Raw genomic sequence first — 14529 nt, 5'->3', positions numbered from 1 at the left:
CCCGCCCGGGGGCGAGCCCGGGGCGTGGGCGAGCCCGGGGCGTGGACGAGCCCGGGACGTGGACGAGCCCGGGTGTGGACGCGCCCGGCTAGGCGGTGCGCTCGATCTCGCGGGTGATGCCGACGAGCACGCGGCGCATGTACGGCGCCCAGGCGAAGCGCACGATCCCGCGCACGATCGCCCCGCGCCCCGGTCGGGCGAAGAACGAGTAGGTCCAGTCGACCCGCGTGCGCCCGCTCGGGGTCGCCCGGTAGCTCCAGTCCGCGCGGCCGCCCGTCACCAGCCGCCCGAGCAGCCCGGTGAACTCGCTGAGCTCGTAGACGAAGACCCCGTCGGGCTCCACGCGCACGAGGCTCTCGACGACGCTGCTGCCGTCCGACAGCTCGAGCCGACGGGTGCGCCCCACGGCGTCCCACGGGCCGGTCTGGTCGTGGACGGCCACGACGGCCGGGATCACCCCCGCCCGCGGATAGAACCCGACGGGGGTCAGCGGCGTCGCGATGCTCCACGCCCGGTCGAGCGGAGCGGCGGCGACGCGCGCGGTGCTCGCGCTCGCGGTGACGGTCATGCCGGGGGGTTCGGAACGGAGGGCGCGAACGACGGGACGGGTCCTCCCCAGGCGCCCCGCGCCTCCTGACCGTCCCCCCAGGAGGCGCGGGTCGGCTCCCGGGGACGCCGGACGAGAGCAGACTGGCCGCGTGAAGACGACGACGTTACCCACCACCGACCGCCCCGCCTCGACCATCGTCCTCGGGCTCATGCGCATCTCGGGCATGACCGACGACGCGATCCGTGAACTCGTGGCCGAGGCCCGAGACCTCGGCATCGACTTCTTCGACCACGCCGATGTGTACGGCGACCACCCCCACCACTGCGAGCAGCGCTTCGGCGACGCCGTCACCATGACCTCGTCCGAGCGCGACGCGATCCAGCTGCAGAGCAAGGTCGGCATCCGTGACGGCTTCTGGGACTTCTCGACCGAGCACATCCTCGAGTCGGTCGACGCCTCGCTCGCCGCCCTGCACACCGACCGCCTCGACGTGCTGCTGCTGCACCGCCCCGACGCCCTCGTCGAGCCCGACGAGGTGGCCGCCGCCTTCGACCAGCTGCACGCCGCCGGCAAGGTGCGCCACTTCGGCGTCTCGAACCACACGCCCGCCCAGGTCGAGCTGCTCAAGCGCAGCGTGACGCAGCCGCTGATCGTCAACCAGGTGCAGCTCAGCATCACCCACGCCCCGCTGATCGCGGCGGGCGTCGCGGCCAACATGGCGGGGCTCGACCAGTCCGTCGACCGCGACAACGGCATCCTCGACCACAGCCGCCTGAACGACATGACCCTGCAGGCCTGGTCGCCGTTCCAGAAGGGGTTCTTCGACGGCGTGTTCCTCGGCGACCGTGACGGCTACCCCGAGCTCAACGACGTCATCGACGAGCTCGCTGCCAAGTACGACGTCCCGCCGTCGGCGATCCCCGTGGCCTGGATCACCCGGCACCCGGCCCGGATGCAGGTCGTGCTCGGCACCACGAGCGTCGCGCACCTCCGCGACAGCGCCGCGGGGTCGGACGTGCCCCTGACCCGGCCCGAGTGGTACCGGCTCTTCACGGCCGCCGGGCACACGCTGCCGTAGCGAGCTGCGCTGCGCTGCGCTGCGCTGCGCCCGCCGGTCCGCCCCCCATCCCTTTCCTCCCGCTCGCCGCCACGAAGTAAACACACCGCCACCTTTTTGCGTGGCGGGTTGTTTACTTCGTGGCGGGGTGGCGGGGTGGCGGGGTGGCGAGCCGAGCGGGATGAGCGGCGGGGTGGCGGGGTGGCGGGCCGAGCGGCCGAGCGGCGGAGCGGCGGGGCAGCGGGCCGCATGCGGGGTCACACTCCGACCGGCGCGGAGGGAATGTCCTAGGGTCGACAGGGCGTTGGGACGCAGAGATCGGTGCAGAGACCGAGGTGCCTCCCGCGCCCCGTCCGCACCCCGAAGGGACCATCGTGACCCAGCCCAAGATGAACGTCGAGTCGTTCAACCTCGACCACCGCACCGTCGCCGCGCCCTACGTGCGCGTCGCCGACCAGAAGACGTTGCCGCACGGCGACGTCATCACCAAGTTCGACGTCCGGTTCACGCAACCGAACGAGGCTCACCTCGACATGGCGTCGGTCCACTCGCTCGAGCACCTCTTCGCCGAGCACTCCCGCAACCGCTCCGGCGACGTCATCGACTTCTCGCCGATGGGCTGCCAGACCGGCTTCTACCTGATCCTGCAGGGCGACCCCGCGATGGACGACGTCCTGTCGCTGATCGAGGGCACCCTCACCGACATCACCACCGCGACCGAGGTCCCCGCGGCCAACGAGGTCCAGTGCGGCTGGGGTGCCAACCACACGCTCGAGGGTGCCCAGGGCGTCGCCCGCGACTTCCTCGCGGCCCGCGACGAGTGGTCGACCGTCACCCGATGAGCGGAACGCACGCCGCGCCTCCTGCCGACGGGGTCGCGGCGGTCGCCGTCCCCCCGATCATCGTCGTCGTGGCGATGGCCGACGAGGCGGCCCCGTTCGTCTCCCGGGCGTCGCGCGTCGACGAGCCGGTCGCCGTCGGCGGGTCGCTGCAGCGGGTCGTCGAGATCGACGGGGTCGAGCTGCTGCTCGTGCAGAGCGGCATCGGGTTCGTCAACGCGGCCGGAGCGGCCACGTCGGCCATCGTGCGGGCCGGCTCGCTCGAGGGTGTCGTGCCGACCGTGATCAGCGCCGGCACCGCTGCGGGCATGGGCGCCGGCATCGAGATCGGCGACGTCGTCGCGGGCTCTGAGTACGTCAACCTCGACGCCGACGCGCGCGTGTTCGGCTACCGGCTGGGGCAGGTCCCCGGGATGCCGGCCAGCTTCCACGCCGACGAGTCCCTGATGGAGGCGGCGGTCGCGTACGACACGTCCGTCCCGTCCGACACGTCGGCCGGCTCGGGCGAGCCGTCGGCCGGGTCGGACGGCACGTCGGGTGGTCCGTGGGCCGTGCGCCCGGGGTTGATCGCGTCGAGCGACGCGTTCATGACCGCCGAACGCGTGATCGGCGTGCGCAGCGCCTTCGCCGACGTCGTCGACGTGGACGCCGTCGACATGGAGTCGATGGCGATCGCGCAGACCTGCCACGTCCACCACGTGCCGTTCGTCTCGGTGCGCGGCATCAGCGACCTCGCCGGTCCGGACGCCCACGACGTGCACGACGAGAACCTCGCCCTGACGGCGGGGCGATCGGCGGACGTCACGATGCACCTCGTGCGGGCGATCACCGCGCGCTGATCGACGGGCTGCGCTGGCCGCGCTGCGCGGTGCGGCGCCGCGCCGCGCCCGCGTCGCCTGGTGACGGCGCCGGATGCCGCCGCGCTCGTCGGCCGCCAGCCCGCGCCTCCTTCTCGAGGCACCTGGTGTCGAACGATGCACCCCCGTGCTCGTGGATGCATCGTTCGACAGCGGGTGCATCGGCACGAGCGGCACCGAGCGCATCGACCCCGCCGACGACACGAGCCTGAAACACGCGTGCCGTCGCGACGAAACGCGCGTTTCGTACGCTGGCGGCGACCACCCGACATCCCCACGATCAGGAGTCCCGATGTCACAGTCCTCGCCCGAGTCACCCGAGCCGCCCGCTTCCCCGGTCGCGACCGCCGGGCCGCCCGAGACGACACACCCCGTCGACCGCGTCCCCCCGCTGCGGAGGCTCTTCCCACTCGGCCTGCAGCACGTGCTCGCGATGTACGCCGGGGCGGTCGCCGTGCCCCTCATCGTCGGCGGAGCGCTGGTCGGCATGGGCCAGCTCGAGCCCGGCGACATCGCCTACCTGATCAGCGCCGACCTGTTCGTGGCCGGCATCGCGACGATCGTGCAGTCCGTCGGGTTCTGGCGATTCGGGGTGCGGCTGCCCCTGATGCAGGGCTGCACCTTCGCCGCCGTCGGACCGATGATCGTGATCGGTGGCGAGTACGGCATCACGGCCATCTACGGCTCGGTCATCGCGAGCGGCGTCTTCATGATGCTGCTCGCCCCGTTCTTCTCGAAGCTGGTGCGGTTCTTCCCGCCGATCGTCACGGGCACGGTCATCCTGATCATCGGCGTCTCGCTCATGGACGTCGCCGCCGGCTGGGTCGGAGGAGGCGCGGGTTCCGACGACTTCGGACGCCCGCTCGACGTCGCATTCGCCGCGGGCACCCTGCTGCTGATCATCCTGATCGAGCGGTTCGCGCCTCCTGCGCTCCGCCGCCTGTCGATCCTGCTGGGGCTCGTCGTCGGCACCCTCGTCGCCTGGCCGTTCGGGCTGACCGACTGGAGCGGAGTGGGCGAGAGCGCCTGGTTCGGGCTCGCCCTGCCGTTCCACTTCGGGCTGCCGACCTTCCCGGTGAGCGCGATCGTGTCGATGTGCATCGTCGGCCTGGTCATCATGACCGAGACCACCGGCGACATCATCGCGGTGGGCGAGATCGTCGACCGCCCGGTGACGCCGCGACGACTGGCCGACGGGCTGCGGGCCGACGGCCTGTCGACCGTCATCGGCGGCGTCTTCAACACGTTCCCGTACACCGCGTTCGCACAGAACGTCGGCCTGGTCAGCATCACCGGCGTGAAGTCGCGGTACGTGGCGACGCTGGCGGGGGGCATCCTCGTGGTGCTCGGGTTGGTGCCCGCGCTCGGGGCCGTCGTCGAGGGCGTGCCCGTGGCGGTGCTCGGCGGGGCGGGCGTCGCGCTGTTCGGCATGGTCGCGGCGAGCGGCATCCGGACGCTGTCGAAGGTGCGGTTCACGAACTCGAACATCCTGATCGTGGCGGTCGCGCTGGGCTTGAGCCTGCTGCCGACGGTCAGCCCCGAGATCTACGCGCAGTTCCCGACCTGGTTCACGATCGTCTTCGACTCGGGCATCAGCGCCGGCGCGATCGTCGCCGTGCTGCTGAACCTGCTGCTCAACTCGCCGCGGATGCAGGCGCGCGACGAGGGTGCGGACCGTGACGTGTCGGCGCACGACGCCGTGCGCGGGCCCGCGGCACCGGCCGGAGCGACCGAGCGCGAGGGCTGAGCCCCGTCCCGGTCCAGCCCGCGCTCGCGTCGCACCGTCGACTGAACGTCGCACCGCGCATGTCGGCGGTGCGACGTTCGCTCGGTGGTGCGACGCGTGGTCCGGCCCCGGCCCCGGCCCGGCCCGCCCTGCCCGGCTCAGCGACCGCCGGCGAGGCGCCAGAGGCGGTCGCGCGACATCGGCAGTTCGTGGGGCCGCACGCCGAGGGCGTCGCGGATCGCGTTGGCCAGGGCGGGTGCCACCGGGTTGTACGGCGCCTCGCTCATCGACTTGGCGCCGAGCGGACCGAGGTCGTCGTGCGTGGTCGCGAAGTGCACCTCGGTCTGGGGCACGTCCCCGAACTTGGGCATCCGGTAGTTGCGGAACGCCGTCGTCAGCACGCGACCCTCGTCGTCGAGCATCATCTCTTCGTAGAGGGCCGTGCCGATCGCCTGCGCCGTGCCGCCCTCGACCTGCCCCCGCAACTGCTCGGGGTTGAGTACGACCCCGGCGTCCGCCGCCTGCACCGAGCGCAGCAGGCGCACCTCGCCGCTCGCCCGGTCGACGGCGACCTCGAAGCCGTGCACGTTGAACGCCACCGAGCGTGGGGTGCCGTCGTGGGAACCGTCGGCGGTGAGCGGACCGTCGGCCAGCAGCCGTTCGCCGGACACCAGGACGGTCGCGTCGACACCGGGGCCGACCCGCACCACGACGCCGCCCGCGACCACCTCGGGGGCGGTGCCGGTGTCGACGGCGTGACCTGCGCCTCCGGCGATCGCAAGCGCGCGGTCGACCATCGCCGCGCGCAGCTTGTGGGCGGCGGCGAGCAGGGCCTTGCCGGCGACGACGACGCCGGCCGACCCGTACGCACCCGTGTCGTAGCGGGCCACGTCGGTGTCGGACTGCCGGACGACGACCCGGTCGGGCGTGGTGCCGAGCGCCGAGGCGACGAGCTGGGTGTGCACGGTCGTCGTCCCGTTGCCGAACTCGGCCGTGCCGACGCCGATGTCGTAGCGGCCGTCGGGCAGCAGCTCGATCGAGGTGTCGGCGAAGTGACCGCGTGGCGGGATCGTCGCGATCATGGCGAGCGCCATGCCGCGCCCGGTGACCCAGGTCGGGCCGACGGGGGCAGGAGGCGCGCCCTCGGGGGCAGGGGACTCCAGCGCCTGCTCGACCAGGTCGAGGCACTGGTCGAGACCGTAGCTGCCGATCAGCAGATCGCTCTCTTCGTCGGGGTCGGTGACCACCATCGGGTCGCCGGGGACGATCACGTTGCGGCGGCGCAGCTCGAACGGGTCGATGCCGAGCTCGCGGGCCAGTTCGTCCATCGCGGACTCGACGGCGAAGACGACCTGCCCCAGCCCGTACCCGCGGAACGCCCCCGAGGGCAGGTTGTTCGTGTAGACCGACTCGGCGTCCACGCGCTTGTTCGGACAGCGGTAGACGCTCGTCGACTCGTGCACCGAGTGGTACATGACGCCGACGCCGTGGTTGCCGTAGGCGCCCGTGTCCATCAGCTGGTCGACGTGCAGCGCGGTCAGCACCCCGTCGCTCGTCGCTCCCACGCGCACGCGGACGCGCATCGGGTGGCGGGTCGGCGCGATCGTGAACTCGTCCTCGCGGGTGAACTCGTACTGCACGGGTCGACCGGTGCGCAGCACGGCGAGGGCGACGAGGTCTTCGGTGATGAGCTCTTGCTTGCCCCCGAAACCGCCGCCCACGCGGGCGGCGAAGACCCGGACCTGCTCCTGCGGCAGCCCGAAGACGTGGGCCAGCTCGTCCCGCACGAGGAACGGCACCTGGCTCGCCGTGCGGACGACGAGGCGCCCGCCGTCGTCGAGCCAGCCGCGTGAGGCGTGCGTCTCGAGGGCGCCGTGCGAGACGCGCTGTGTGCGCCATGTGCCCTCGACCACCGCGTCCGCCGCCGCCAGACCGGCCTCGACGTCGCCCGTCTCGTCGTGCATGGCGGCCACGGTGTTGCGCTCGGGGAACGCGATCCGCGACGCCTCGACGGTCTTCTCGCCGTGCAGCAGCGGGGCCCCGGGGGAGCGCGCCGTCTCGGGGTCGAACACGGCGGGCAACGGTTCGTACTCGACCACGATCGCGGCCAGGGCGTTCGTCGCCGTGCGGACGTCGTCCGCGACGACCGCGGCGACGCGCTGCCCTCGGAACCGCAGCACGGGGTCGAGGACCAGGCCGTCGTCCGGGTCGTCCTCGCGGTCTTCGTGGCGACCGGTCGAGAACAACGTCGCGGGGGAGTCGCGGTGGGTCAACACCAGGTGCACGCCGGGCAGCGCCTCGGCGGCACTCGTGTCGATCGAGGTGATGCGGGCGTGGGGGTGCGGGCTGCCGAGCACGGCGAGGTGCAGCAGCTTCGTCGTGCTGCGGAAGTCGAGCGTGTACGGCTCGCTGCCGGACGCCACGCGCAGGGCCGCCGGGGCCTTCACCGACCGACCGGCCGCCTCGCCGTCGGCCGGGGCCACCGTGTTCGAGACGCCGCAGATCGCGTCGCCGATCGCCCGGTACCCCGTGCACCGGCACAGGTTGCCCTTCAGGAGGCGCGGGAGGTCGTCCGCGTCGGCCTCGGTGAACATCGAGGCCGTCACCACCATGCCGGCCGTGCAGAAGCCGCACTGGAACCCGGCCGCGTCGGCGAACGCCTGCTGCACGGGGTGGGGGTGCTCGGGGGTGCCGAGACCGGCCGCCGTCGTCACCGCCCGGCCCTCGAGCCGGTGCGCGGGATAGATGCACGAGTGCACGGGTTCGCCGTCGACCAGCACCGAGCACGCGCCGCAGTCGCCCGCGTCGCAGCCCTTCTTGACCGAGTGGACGCCGTGCTCGCGCAGCACCGTCCGCAGCACCTGGCCGGGGTCGACGTCGGCGTCGAGCGGGAGGCCGTCGACCTCGAACGTGACGTGTCTCGGGGTCATCGCGCGCCTCCGGGGGTCGTGGTGGTGGGCGGCGTCCGCCTCGCGCGGGCGGCCGCGCTGCGCGGGTCGTGGGTCGACTCGCGCACGGGTCGCACCGGTGCGTCGGTGGCGGGCCGTCCGAGCTCGACCCGCAGCTCGTCGGCGAAGCGGGCGCTCATCGCGCGGCGCCAGTCGGGGTCGCCGTGGGGGTCGGAGTACCAGCAGTCGATGCGGCCGAGAGCGTCCGCCAGGGCCCGCTCGCCGGGCACCTCGTCGAAGCGCAGCTGGACGGGACGGGTCGTCCCCGCCGTGATCGTGACCACGAACTCGCCGTCGAGGCCGAGCCGGGCCGTGACCAGCGTGCCCGAGCGGCCCAGGGGGCTCAGCGAGATGCGCCGGAACCCGGTGCGGGAGCGCAGGGACCCGAGTGGCACCTCGAGGGCGCGCAGCACCTCACCCGGCTCGAGGGTGTTCTGCACCACTCCGGTGACGAAGGCGGACACGGGCTGGCGGCGTTCGCCGCCGTCGGTCGTCCAGACGACGGCCGTGGCGTCGAGCGTGGCCATGAGCGACGTCATGGCCCCGGCAGGCAGCCCGAGGGCGACGTTGCCGCCGACCGTCGCGACGTTCCAGATCTTGAACGAGGCGAGCAGCGAGTTCGCGCACTGGTCGACGAGCGGGTGGGCGACCCAGTCGGCGTCGGCGGGCAGCCGCAGCAGCTCGGCGATGGTGCAGGTGGCGGCGACGCTGACGACGTCGCGGCCGTCGGCGGCGATGCCGCGCTCGACCGGCGTCCACCCGAGCGAGGTCAGATCGACCAGGCCGGTCAGCCCGGGCTGCCGCTCCGAGAACAGCCACGTGCCGCCGCCGAGGGGCCGCTCGCCGGGCGCGAAGACGATCTCGTCGCGGCGTGACGGGGTGCGGATCTCGCGAACGGTGGTCAGGTCCATGGGAGACCCCACTCTGCACGACGGGCGTTTCGAGCATGTGTCGGCTCGCTCGGCGTCGAACGACCGGCCCCGGCGCGGAGCCGCCGACACCGCAGCCGCGTCGGGGGGAGGGCCGGGACGAGAGCCGGAGCCGCGGCGAGGGCCGGGGACGGGGTCGCACCACCGTCGTGTGGTCGAACCACGCTCGCGGGTGGTTCCACGACGCGCACGTGGTGCGAGCGGCTGCGGACGTGGTGCGAGCGGCTGCGGACGTGGTGCGAGCGGCCGCGGACGTGGTGCGAGCGGCCACCCGCCGGGGCGCGCCTGGGTGCCGCGTCGCCCGACGCCCGGGAGGCGCGGGTCGGCCAGCCGTGCCCGTCGCCTCGGGGCACCGTCGCTAGGGTGTGCGTCATGATCGAGCTCGACGACGCCACCCTGCGTTCGCACCTGCTGGCCGCCCTCGCCGTCGAGCGGTGGGTGGACGACGTCGCGGCGCAGGCGCCGTTCGCCGACTCCGACGCCCTGATCACGGTCGCGGCCGCCGCCGCCACGCCGCTCAGCGCCGCCGAGATCGACGAGGCGATGGCGCACCACCCGCGCATCGGTGAGAAGCCGGTCGGCGACGGTGCCGCCCAGGCGTTCAGCCGGCGCGAGCAGGGTTCGGCGGTCGACGCCGACGACGAGACGCTCGCGCAGCTGCTGGTCGAGGGCAACGCCGCGTACGAGCAGCGCTTCGACCGGGTGTTCCTGATCCGTGCCGCCGGTCGGAGCCGGGCCGAGATCGTGGGTGAGCTGCACCGCCGGCTCGGGCTCGACGACGACACCGAGCTGCGCATCGTCGGAGCCGAGCTGCGCGACATCGCCCTGCTGCGGTTGCAGTCGACCTTCGCCGAGCCGGCACCCTCCGGGTCGGCACCTGCCGGGTCGGCACCCGCCGGCCACGACGAGGCCCGAGCATGAGCCACGTCACGACGCACGTCCTCGACGCCGCACTGGGCCGCCCGGCCGCCGACGTCCCCGTCGCCCTCTACGACGCGCGGGGCACCGAACTCGCCACCGGCGTCACGAACGCCGACGGGCGCGTGCCCGAACTCGGCCCGGACGCCCTGCCCGCCGCCGACTACCGACTGGTCTTCGAGACCGCCGCCTACTTCGCGGCGGCCGGGCGTGACACGTTCTACCCGCGGGTGACCATCGACTTCACCCTCGCCGACGAGTCGAGCCACTACCACGTGCCGGTGCTGCTCAGCCCGTTCGCGTACTCGACCTACCGCGGCAGCTGACCCCCCTCGCACGACGACTCAGTAGTCGGTGCGGTGGTCGTGGCTCGCCCACGCCTCGAACGGCGCCGGCGCGTTCGCCGGGCGCACCTCGTCGACGGGGAGGTCCCAGGTCGACCGGTCGCGCGCGAACAGTTCGTAGAACTCGAGGTCGTCGAAACCGCCTCGCGCGGCGTCGTGCCGGTCCGCGGCGTACACGACCCGGTCGACCCTGGCCCAGAGCGACGCCGAGAGGCACAGCGGGCACGGTTCGCACGAGGTGTAGAGGGTCGTGCCGGCGAGGGAGAAGTCGCCGACCGCCCGGCACGCCGCCCGGATCGCGGTCACCTCGGCGTGTGCCGTGGGGTCGAGGTCGGCCGTCACGCGGTTCCGACCCTCGGCCACGAGTTCGTCGCCCCGCACGATGACGGCCCCGAACGGTCCGCCCCCGTTCATGACGTTCTCGACGGCCAGTTCGATGGTGCGGGCCAGCCAGCGGGCGTCGTCGGCGTCGGTCACGGTGTCTCCTCGGGGTGGGGCGGGGGTGGGGCGGCTGGGCTCGACGAGGCTCATGCGAGACCCGCGGAGGCGCGCCACGCGTCGTGGGCCGGCGGGGCGTCGTCGCGCAGCACGGTCGCCTCGATCAGACCGTACGGGCGATCGGCGGCCCAGAAGACCTCGCCCGGGTTCTCGAGGCCGAAGGGCGACAGGTCGTAGGCGAAGTGGTGCTTGTTCGGTGCCTTCAGGCGCACCTCGACGATCGAGGGGATCGCCTCGAGGACGGCCGTGCCCATGTGCCACAGGGTCTGCTGCAGGGCGAGCGACTGCAGGGTGGCGAACTCGCGGACCATCAGGCGCTTGACCTCGGCGTACGTGGCCTCCCAGTCGACGTCGGTCGTGCCGAAGCGCCACTTCGCGTCGAGCGCCGTCGCCATGACCCGGTCGTGCGTCTCGGGCAGGGTCGTGAACTCGTCGGTCAGGAAGCCGGCGAACTCGGAGCCGGTCGACTTGAGCAGGACCAGGTCTTTCAGCCCGCCCACGACGTACTCGCCGGTGCCGTCGACCGTGACGGCGGCGGTGCGCACCTCTTGACCCGAACGCAGCCAGGTGTGGTCGTGCTCGCTGCCGTCGACCACGGCCCGCTGCCAGTCGTACTGCTCGATCTCGATGCGGGCACCCGTCACGGGTTCGACGTCGTGCACGAAGTGGCGGGCGAGCTCGAGCCCGAAGCGCTCGACGGCTTCGACGCCCTTCGACTTCGCGAACGCGAACGCGGTGTTCTTCTGGGTGTCGGTCGGCAGGACGGCACTCTGGTCGCCGCGGAGGTACGCCGCGTCGAAGGGGCCCCGCAGTGCCGTCGTGACGTTGACGTCGCGGATCTCGTGTCGGGGCCCGTCGCGGTAGAAGCGCACGAGCCGCGACTCCGCCTTGCCGTACTGGTTGTCGCCGAGGATGATCGCCATGCGGCGATGATCACACAACCGTGTGAACGACTTGTTTCACGATCGGCGATTTGTGAACAACTCGTTTCAGAGGGCTTATCGGGACGAGGCGTCCACTCGCTACTGTGCTGGGCATGGCGATCTCCGAGGCGACCCCCGCACCCTCGTCGGGCCCCGTTCCCGCGACCCCGATCCTGCAACCCCTGTCGCCCGGCGACCGTGGCGATGCCCTCCCCTACGTGCCGGCGACACTCGCCACGACCCTGTGGGGGCGCCTGCCCTGCGCCTCCGACGAGCCCGTGCTCACCATCGACCCGGGCACGGCCGTCCTCATCGACACCCTCAGCCACGAGGGCGTGCTCGACGACCAGGGCCGTGATCCTCAGGCCTTCTTCGCCCGCTACGGGGTGCCCCCCGAGCACGTGCTCGACGACGCGGTCGCCCTGGCCGCCGCGAGCGACGACCAGCACGGTCGCGATCCGGGTGCCGACGGCCCGCACGTCGTGACGGGCCCCATCGCGATCCGCGGCGCCCAGCCCGGCGACGTCGTCACGATGACCCTGCTCGACGCGACACCTCGCGTGCCGTACGGCGTCATCTCCAACCGCCACGGTCGCGGGGCCCTCGCCGGCGAGTTCCCGCTCGGCGCCGATCCGGTCAGCGTCTTCGCGGCCGTCGACCACGAACCCGACGGCTCCCTGGTCGGCACGTTGCCGCTCGTGCCCGGTGCCGGCCATACGGTGCGGTTCCCGCTGCACCCGTTCCTCGGCATCATGGGGGTCGCCGTCGCGGGCGACGAGCGACCGCACTCGGTGCCGCCGGGTCCGCACGGGGGCAACGTCGACATCGCCCTGCTGACCGAGGGCGCGTCCCTGCACCTGCCGGTCCAGGTGCCCGGGGCGCTCGCCTACGTGGGTGACCCGCACTTCGCCCAGGGCGACGGCGAGGTCGCGCTCACCGCGATGGAGGCCAGCCTGCGCGTGACCGTCCGGTTCGACCTGGTGCCGCGCGCCGAGGCCGTGGCGCTGTTCGGCGAGATCTCCGGGCCGCTGGCCGAGACCGCCGAGTCGCTGGTGCCGACCGGTCTCGACGAAGACCTCGACGAGGCGGTCCGCGCCTGCGTCCGAGCGGCGATCGACCTGCTCGAGGCCCGCTACGGCATGGACCGCAGCCTCGCCTACGCCTACCTCTCGGCGGCGACCGACTTCGACATCTCGCAGGTCGTCGACCTCGTCAAGGGCGTCCACGCCCGCATCCGCAAGGCGGACTTCGGTGGTTGACGCGACCGGTACACCGCCGGGCCACCCCGAGGAGGCACGGGTCGGCTCGGGCACCGTCCCCACCTCGGTCGACGGCGAGCTGCCCGACGGCCTGCTCGAGGCGTTCGACGCCTACGAGCGCGCACTCGCCGCCGACGACCAGGCCGCGCTCGCCGCGGCCTTCGAACCGACCGCCACCGTCATGCGCGCCGACGCCGGTGGGCTGCTGGTGGGGCACGACGCGATCACGGCCTTCCGGGGGAGGCGCGGGTCCGGCCCTGTGCGACGGGTGGTCGAGTGCCACGTTCGGGTCGTCACCGCCGACGTGGCGACCGTCGTGTCGGTCAACGCCCCGGCCGCCGGGGGTCGTGGTGTCGTCACGCAGCTCTGGCGCCGCGATCCGGATGCGGGCCCGGGGGGTGCCCGCTCCTGGCGGATCGCCTCGGCCCAGGTGCAGGCGTCGCCGCCGGCGATCGACCGCCGGGTCTGGCGGGTCGTGGGCGAGCCGCTCGTCTCGGGAAGCCGAGGGGACGACCCGACCGGCACGGCGCCTCCTGCCCTCTCGGGCGAGACGGTCGCCGTGAAGGACTTGTTAGCGGTCGCAGGCCACGCGATCGGGGCCGGCGTGCCTGCCCGGCTCGCGGGTGCGGCCCCCGAGTCCCGGCACGCGGCCGCGGTGCAGCACCTGCTCGACGCCGGGGCCGACCTGCGCGGCATCGCGCAGACCGACGAGTTCGCGTACAGCATCGCCGGACGCAACTCGGCCTACGGCACCCCTCCCAACCCGGCCGTGCCGGGTGCGATCCCCGGCGGCTCGACCAGTGGCCCGGCGGCGGCCGTGGCCCTCGGGCAGGTGAGCATCGCCCTGGGCACCGACACCGGCGGATCGCTCCGCGTGCCCGCGTCCTACCAGGGGCTCTGGGGCATCCGCACCACCCACGGGGCGGTCGATCGCGCCGGGCTGCTCCCGCTCGCGCCGAGCTTCGACACGGTCGGCTGGCTGACCCGCGAGGTCGACACCCTCCGTCGGGCGGCCCGGGCGTCGCTGCCCCTGGCCGACCAGATGTCGGTCGAGCCGTCGTACGTCGTCGATCCGCGGGTGCTCGCGTCGGTCGAGCCCGGCGTGCGCGCCGAGTTCGTGAGGGCTCTCGACGAGGCGACCGCCGCGGGGCGGGTCGAGCGTCCCGAGGAAGTCGTGCTGGGCGACGTCGCCCACCTCTTCGAGCTGTTCCGCGTGCTGCAGGCCTTCGAGGCCTGGCAGTCCGACGGCGACTGGATCACCGAGCACCCGGGCGAACTCGCCGCCGACGTGTCGGCCCGCTTCGCGTTCGGCGCGACGGTCTCGCCTGGGCAGGCCGAGGAGGCGCGGGTCGCCCTCGGCCACGAACGTCGTCGTCTCGAGGCCCTGCTCGACGGCCGGGTGCTGCTCCTGCCCAGCGCGTCCTCGGCCGCGCCCGCGCTCGGTGCGACCGCTGCCGAGGTGGACGCAGTGCGCTCGGCGACCCTCGGGCTGACCTGCATCGCCGGCGTGCTCGGCGCCCCCGCCGTGTCGGCGCCGGTCCTCGAGGTGCCGCTCGCCTCCGGGCGGAGCGCGCCCGTCGGGCTGTGCCTCGTGGGCCCCCGCGGGGCGGACCTGTCCCTGCTCGATCTCGCAGCGACCTGGGCGACCTGATGCCCGCCTCGGACGGTGCCCGCCGAGTTC

At 73.3% G+C, this 14529-nt stretch carries 13 protein-coding genes; 8 read left to right on the top strand and 5 right to left on the bottom strand.

What is annotated here, in order from left to right; translation table 11 throughout:
- Positions 1-88: 88 nt before the first annotated feature.
- Positions 89-568 carry an SRPBCC family protein gene (locus tag IFT79_RS04905; RefSeq protein WP_056043870.1) on the bottom strand — a complete coding sequence of 160 codons (480 nt, stop codon included), beginning with the start codon at positions 566-568 and terminating at the stop codon, positions 89-91.
- A gap of 130 nt (positions 569-698) precedes the next feature.
- Here IFT79_RS04905 and IFT79_RS04900 point away from each other — a divergent pair, with 130 nt between their 5' ends.
- From IFT79_RS04900 to IFT79_RS04885, 4 genes are all read left to right on the top strand, one after another.
- Complete coding sequence (locus IFT79_RS04900; RefSeq protein WP_056043866.1) at positions 699-1628, top strand: aldo/keto reductase; 930 nt, start codon at positions 699-701, stop codon at positions 1626-1628.
- 368 nt (positions 1629-1996) lie between these two features.
- On the top strand, positions 1997-2449 hold the full coding sequence (locus IFT79_RS04895; RefSeq protein ID WP_043597358.1) for an S-ribosylhomocysteine lyase: 453 nt from the start codon (positions 1997-1999) through the stop codon (positions 2447-2449).
- Positions 2446-3285, top strand: coding sequence for a 5'-methylthioadenosine/S-adenosylhomocysteine nucleosidase (locus IFT79_RS04890; protein ID WP_192123030.1), 840 nt, complete (start codon positions 2446-2448; stop codon positions 3283-3285). The genes IFT79_RS04895 and IFT79_RS04890 overlap by 4 nt, the downstream gene beginning before the upstream one ends.
- 310 nt (positions 3286-3595) lie before the next feature.
- Positions 3596-5050 (top strand): nucleobase:cation symporter-2 family protein, encoded by a 1455-nt coding sequence (locus IFT79_RS04885; RefSeq protein ID WP_192123029.1) that lies wholly within the window; start codon positions 3596-3598, stop codon positions 5048-5050.
- A 137-nt stretch (positions 5051-5187) separates the two neighbouring features.
- On the opposite strand, the gene IFT79_RS04880 is transcribed toward IFT79_RS04885, so the two are convergent.
- Together IFT79_RS04880 and IFT79_RS04875 are read right to left on the bottom strand one after the other, a co-directional pair.
- Complete coding sequence (locus IFT79_RS04880; protein WP_192123028.1) at positions 5188-7959, bottom strand: molybdopterin-dependent oxidoreductase; 2772 nt, start codon at positions 7957-7959, stop codon at positions 5188-5190.
- Positions 7956-8888: an FAD binding domain-containing protein gene (locus IFT79_RS04875; protein WP_192123027.1), complete on the bottom strand. Its 933-nt coding sequence runs from the start codon at positions 8886-8888 to the stop codon at positions 7956-7958. Before IFT79_RS04875 ends, IFT79_RS04880 begins: the two co-directional genes overlap by 4 nt.
- Before the next feature lie 390 nt (positions 8889-9278).
- On the opposite strand from IFT79_RS04875, the gene uraD reads away from it, so the two are divergent.
- Together uraD and uraH are read left to right on the top strand one after the other, a co-directional pair.
- The gene (gene uraD, locus IFT79_RS04870; protein ID WP_192123026.1) at positions 9279-9827 is read left to right on the top strand and encodes a 2-oxo-4-hydroxy-4-carboxy-5-ureidoimidazoline decarboxylase; all 549 of its coding nucleotides are present in this window, start codon (positions 9279-9281) and stop codon (positions 9825-9827) included.
- Positions 9824-10150, top strand: coding sequence for a hydroxyisourate hydrolase (gene uraH / locus IFT79_RS04865; protein ID WP_159827984.1), 327 nt, complete (start codon positions 9824-9826; stop codon positions 10148-10150). Before uraD ends, uraH begins: the two co-directional genes overlap by 4 nt.
- A gap of 18 nt (positions 10151-10168) precedes the next feature.
- Here uraH and IFT79_RS04860 read toward each other — a convergent pair whose 3' ends face one another.
- Both IFT79_RS04860 and pucL read right to left on the bottom strand, forming a co-directional pair.
- Positions 10169-10645 (bottom strand): nucleoside deaminase, encoded by a 477-nt coding sequence (locus IFT79_RS04860; RefSeq protein ID WP_342211766.1) that lies wholly within the window; start codon positions 10643-10645, stop codon positions 10169-10171.
- A 50-nt stretch (positions 10646-10695) separates the two neighbouring features.
- A complete protein-coding gene (pucL, locus tag IFT79_RS04855; protein WP_056043854.1) occupies positions 10696-11589 on the bottom strand; it encodes a factor-independent urate hydroxylase in 894 nt (297 codons plus the stop codon).
- A 113-nt stretch (positions 11590-11702) separates the two neighbouring features.
- On the opposite strand from pucL, the gene IFT79_RS04850 reads away from it, so the two are divergent.
- Entirely contained in the window at positions 11703-12848 is a 1146-nt protein-coding gene (locus IFT79_RS04850; RefSeq protein WP_159827978.1) for an acetamidase/formamidase family protein, read from the top strand.
- Complete coding sequence (locus IFT79_RS04845) at positions 12841-14499, top strand: AtzH-like domain-containing protein (protein WP_342211765.1); 1659 nt, start codon at positions 12841-12843, stop codon at positions 14497-14499. The genes IFT79_RS04850 and IFT79_RS04845 overlap by 8 nt, the downstream gene beginning before the upstream one ends.
- Positions 14500-14529: the final 30 nt, after the last annotated feature.

The organism is Frigoribacterium sp. CFBP 8759 (genome assembly GCF_014841655.1).
Classification (GTDB): Bacteria; Actinomycetota; Actinomycetes; order Actinomycetales; family Microbacteriaceae; genus Frigoribacterium.
Note: the sequence above shows the minus strand (reverse complement) of the source record. Positions and strands in the feature narration are given on the sequence as shown.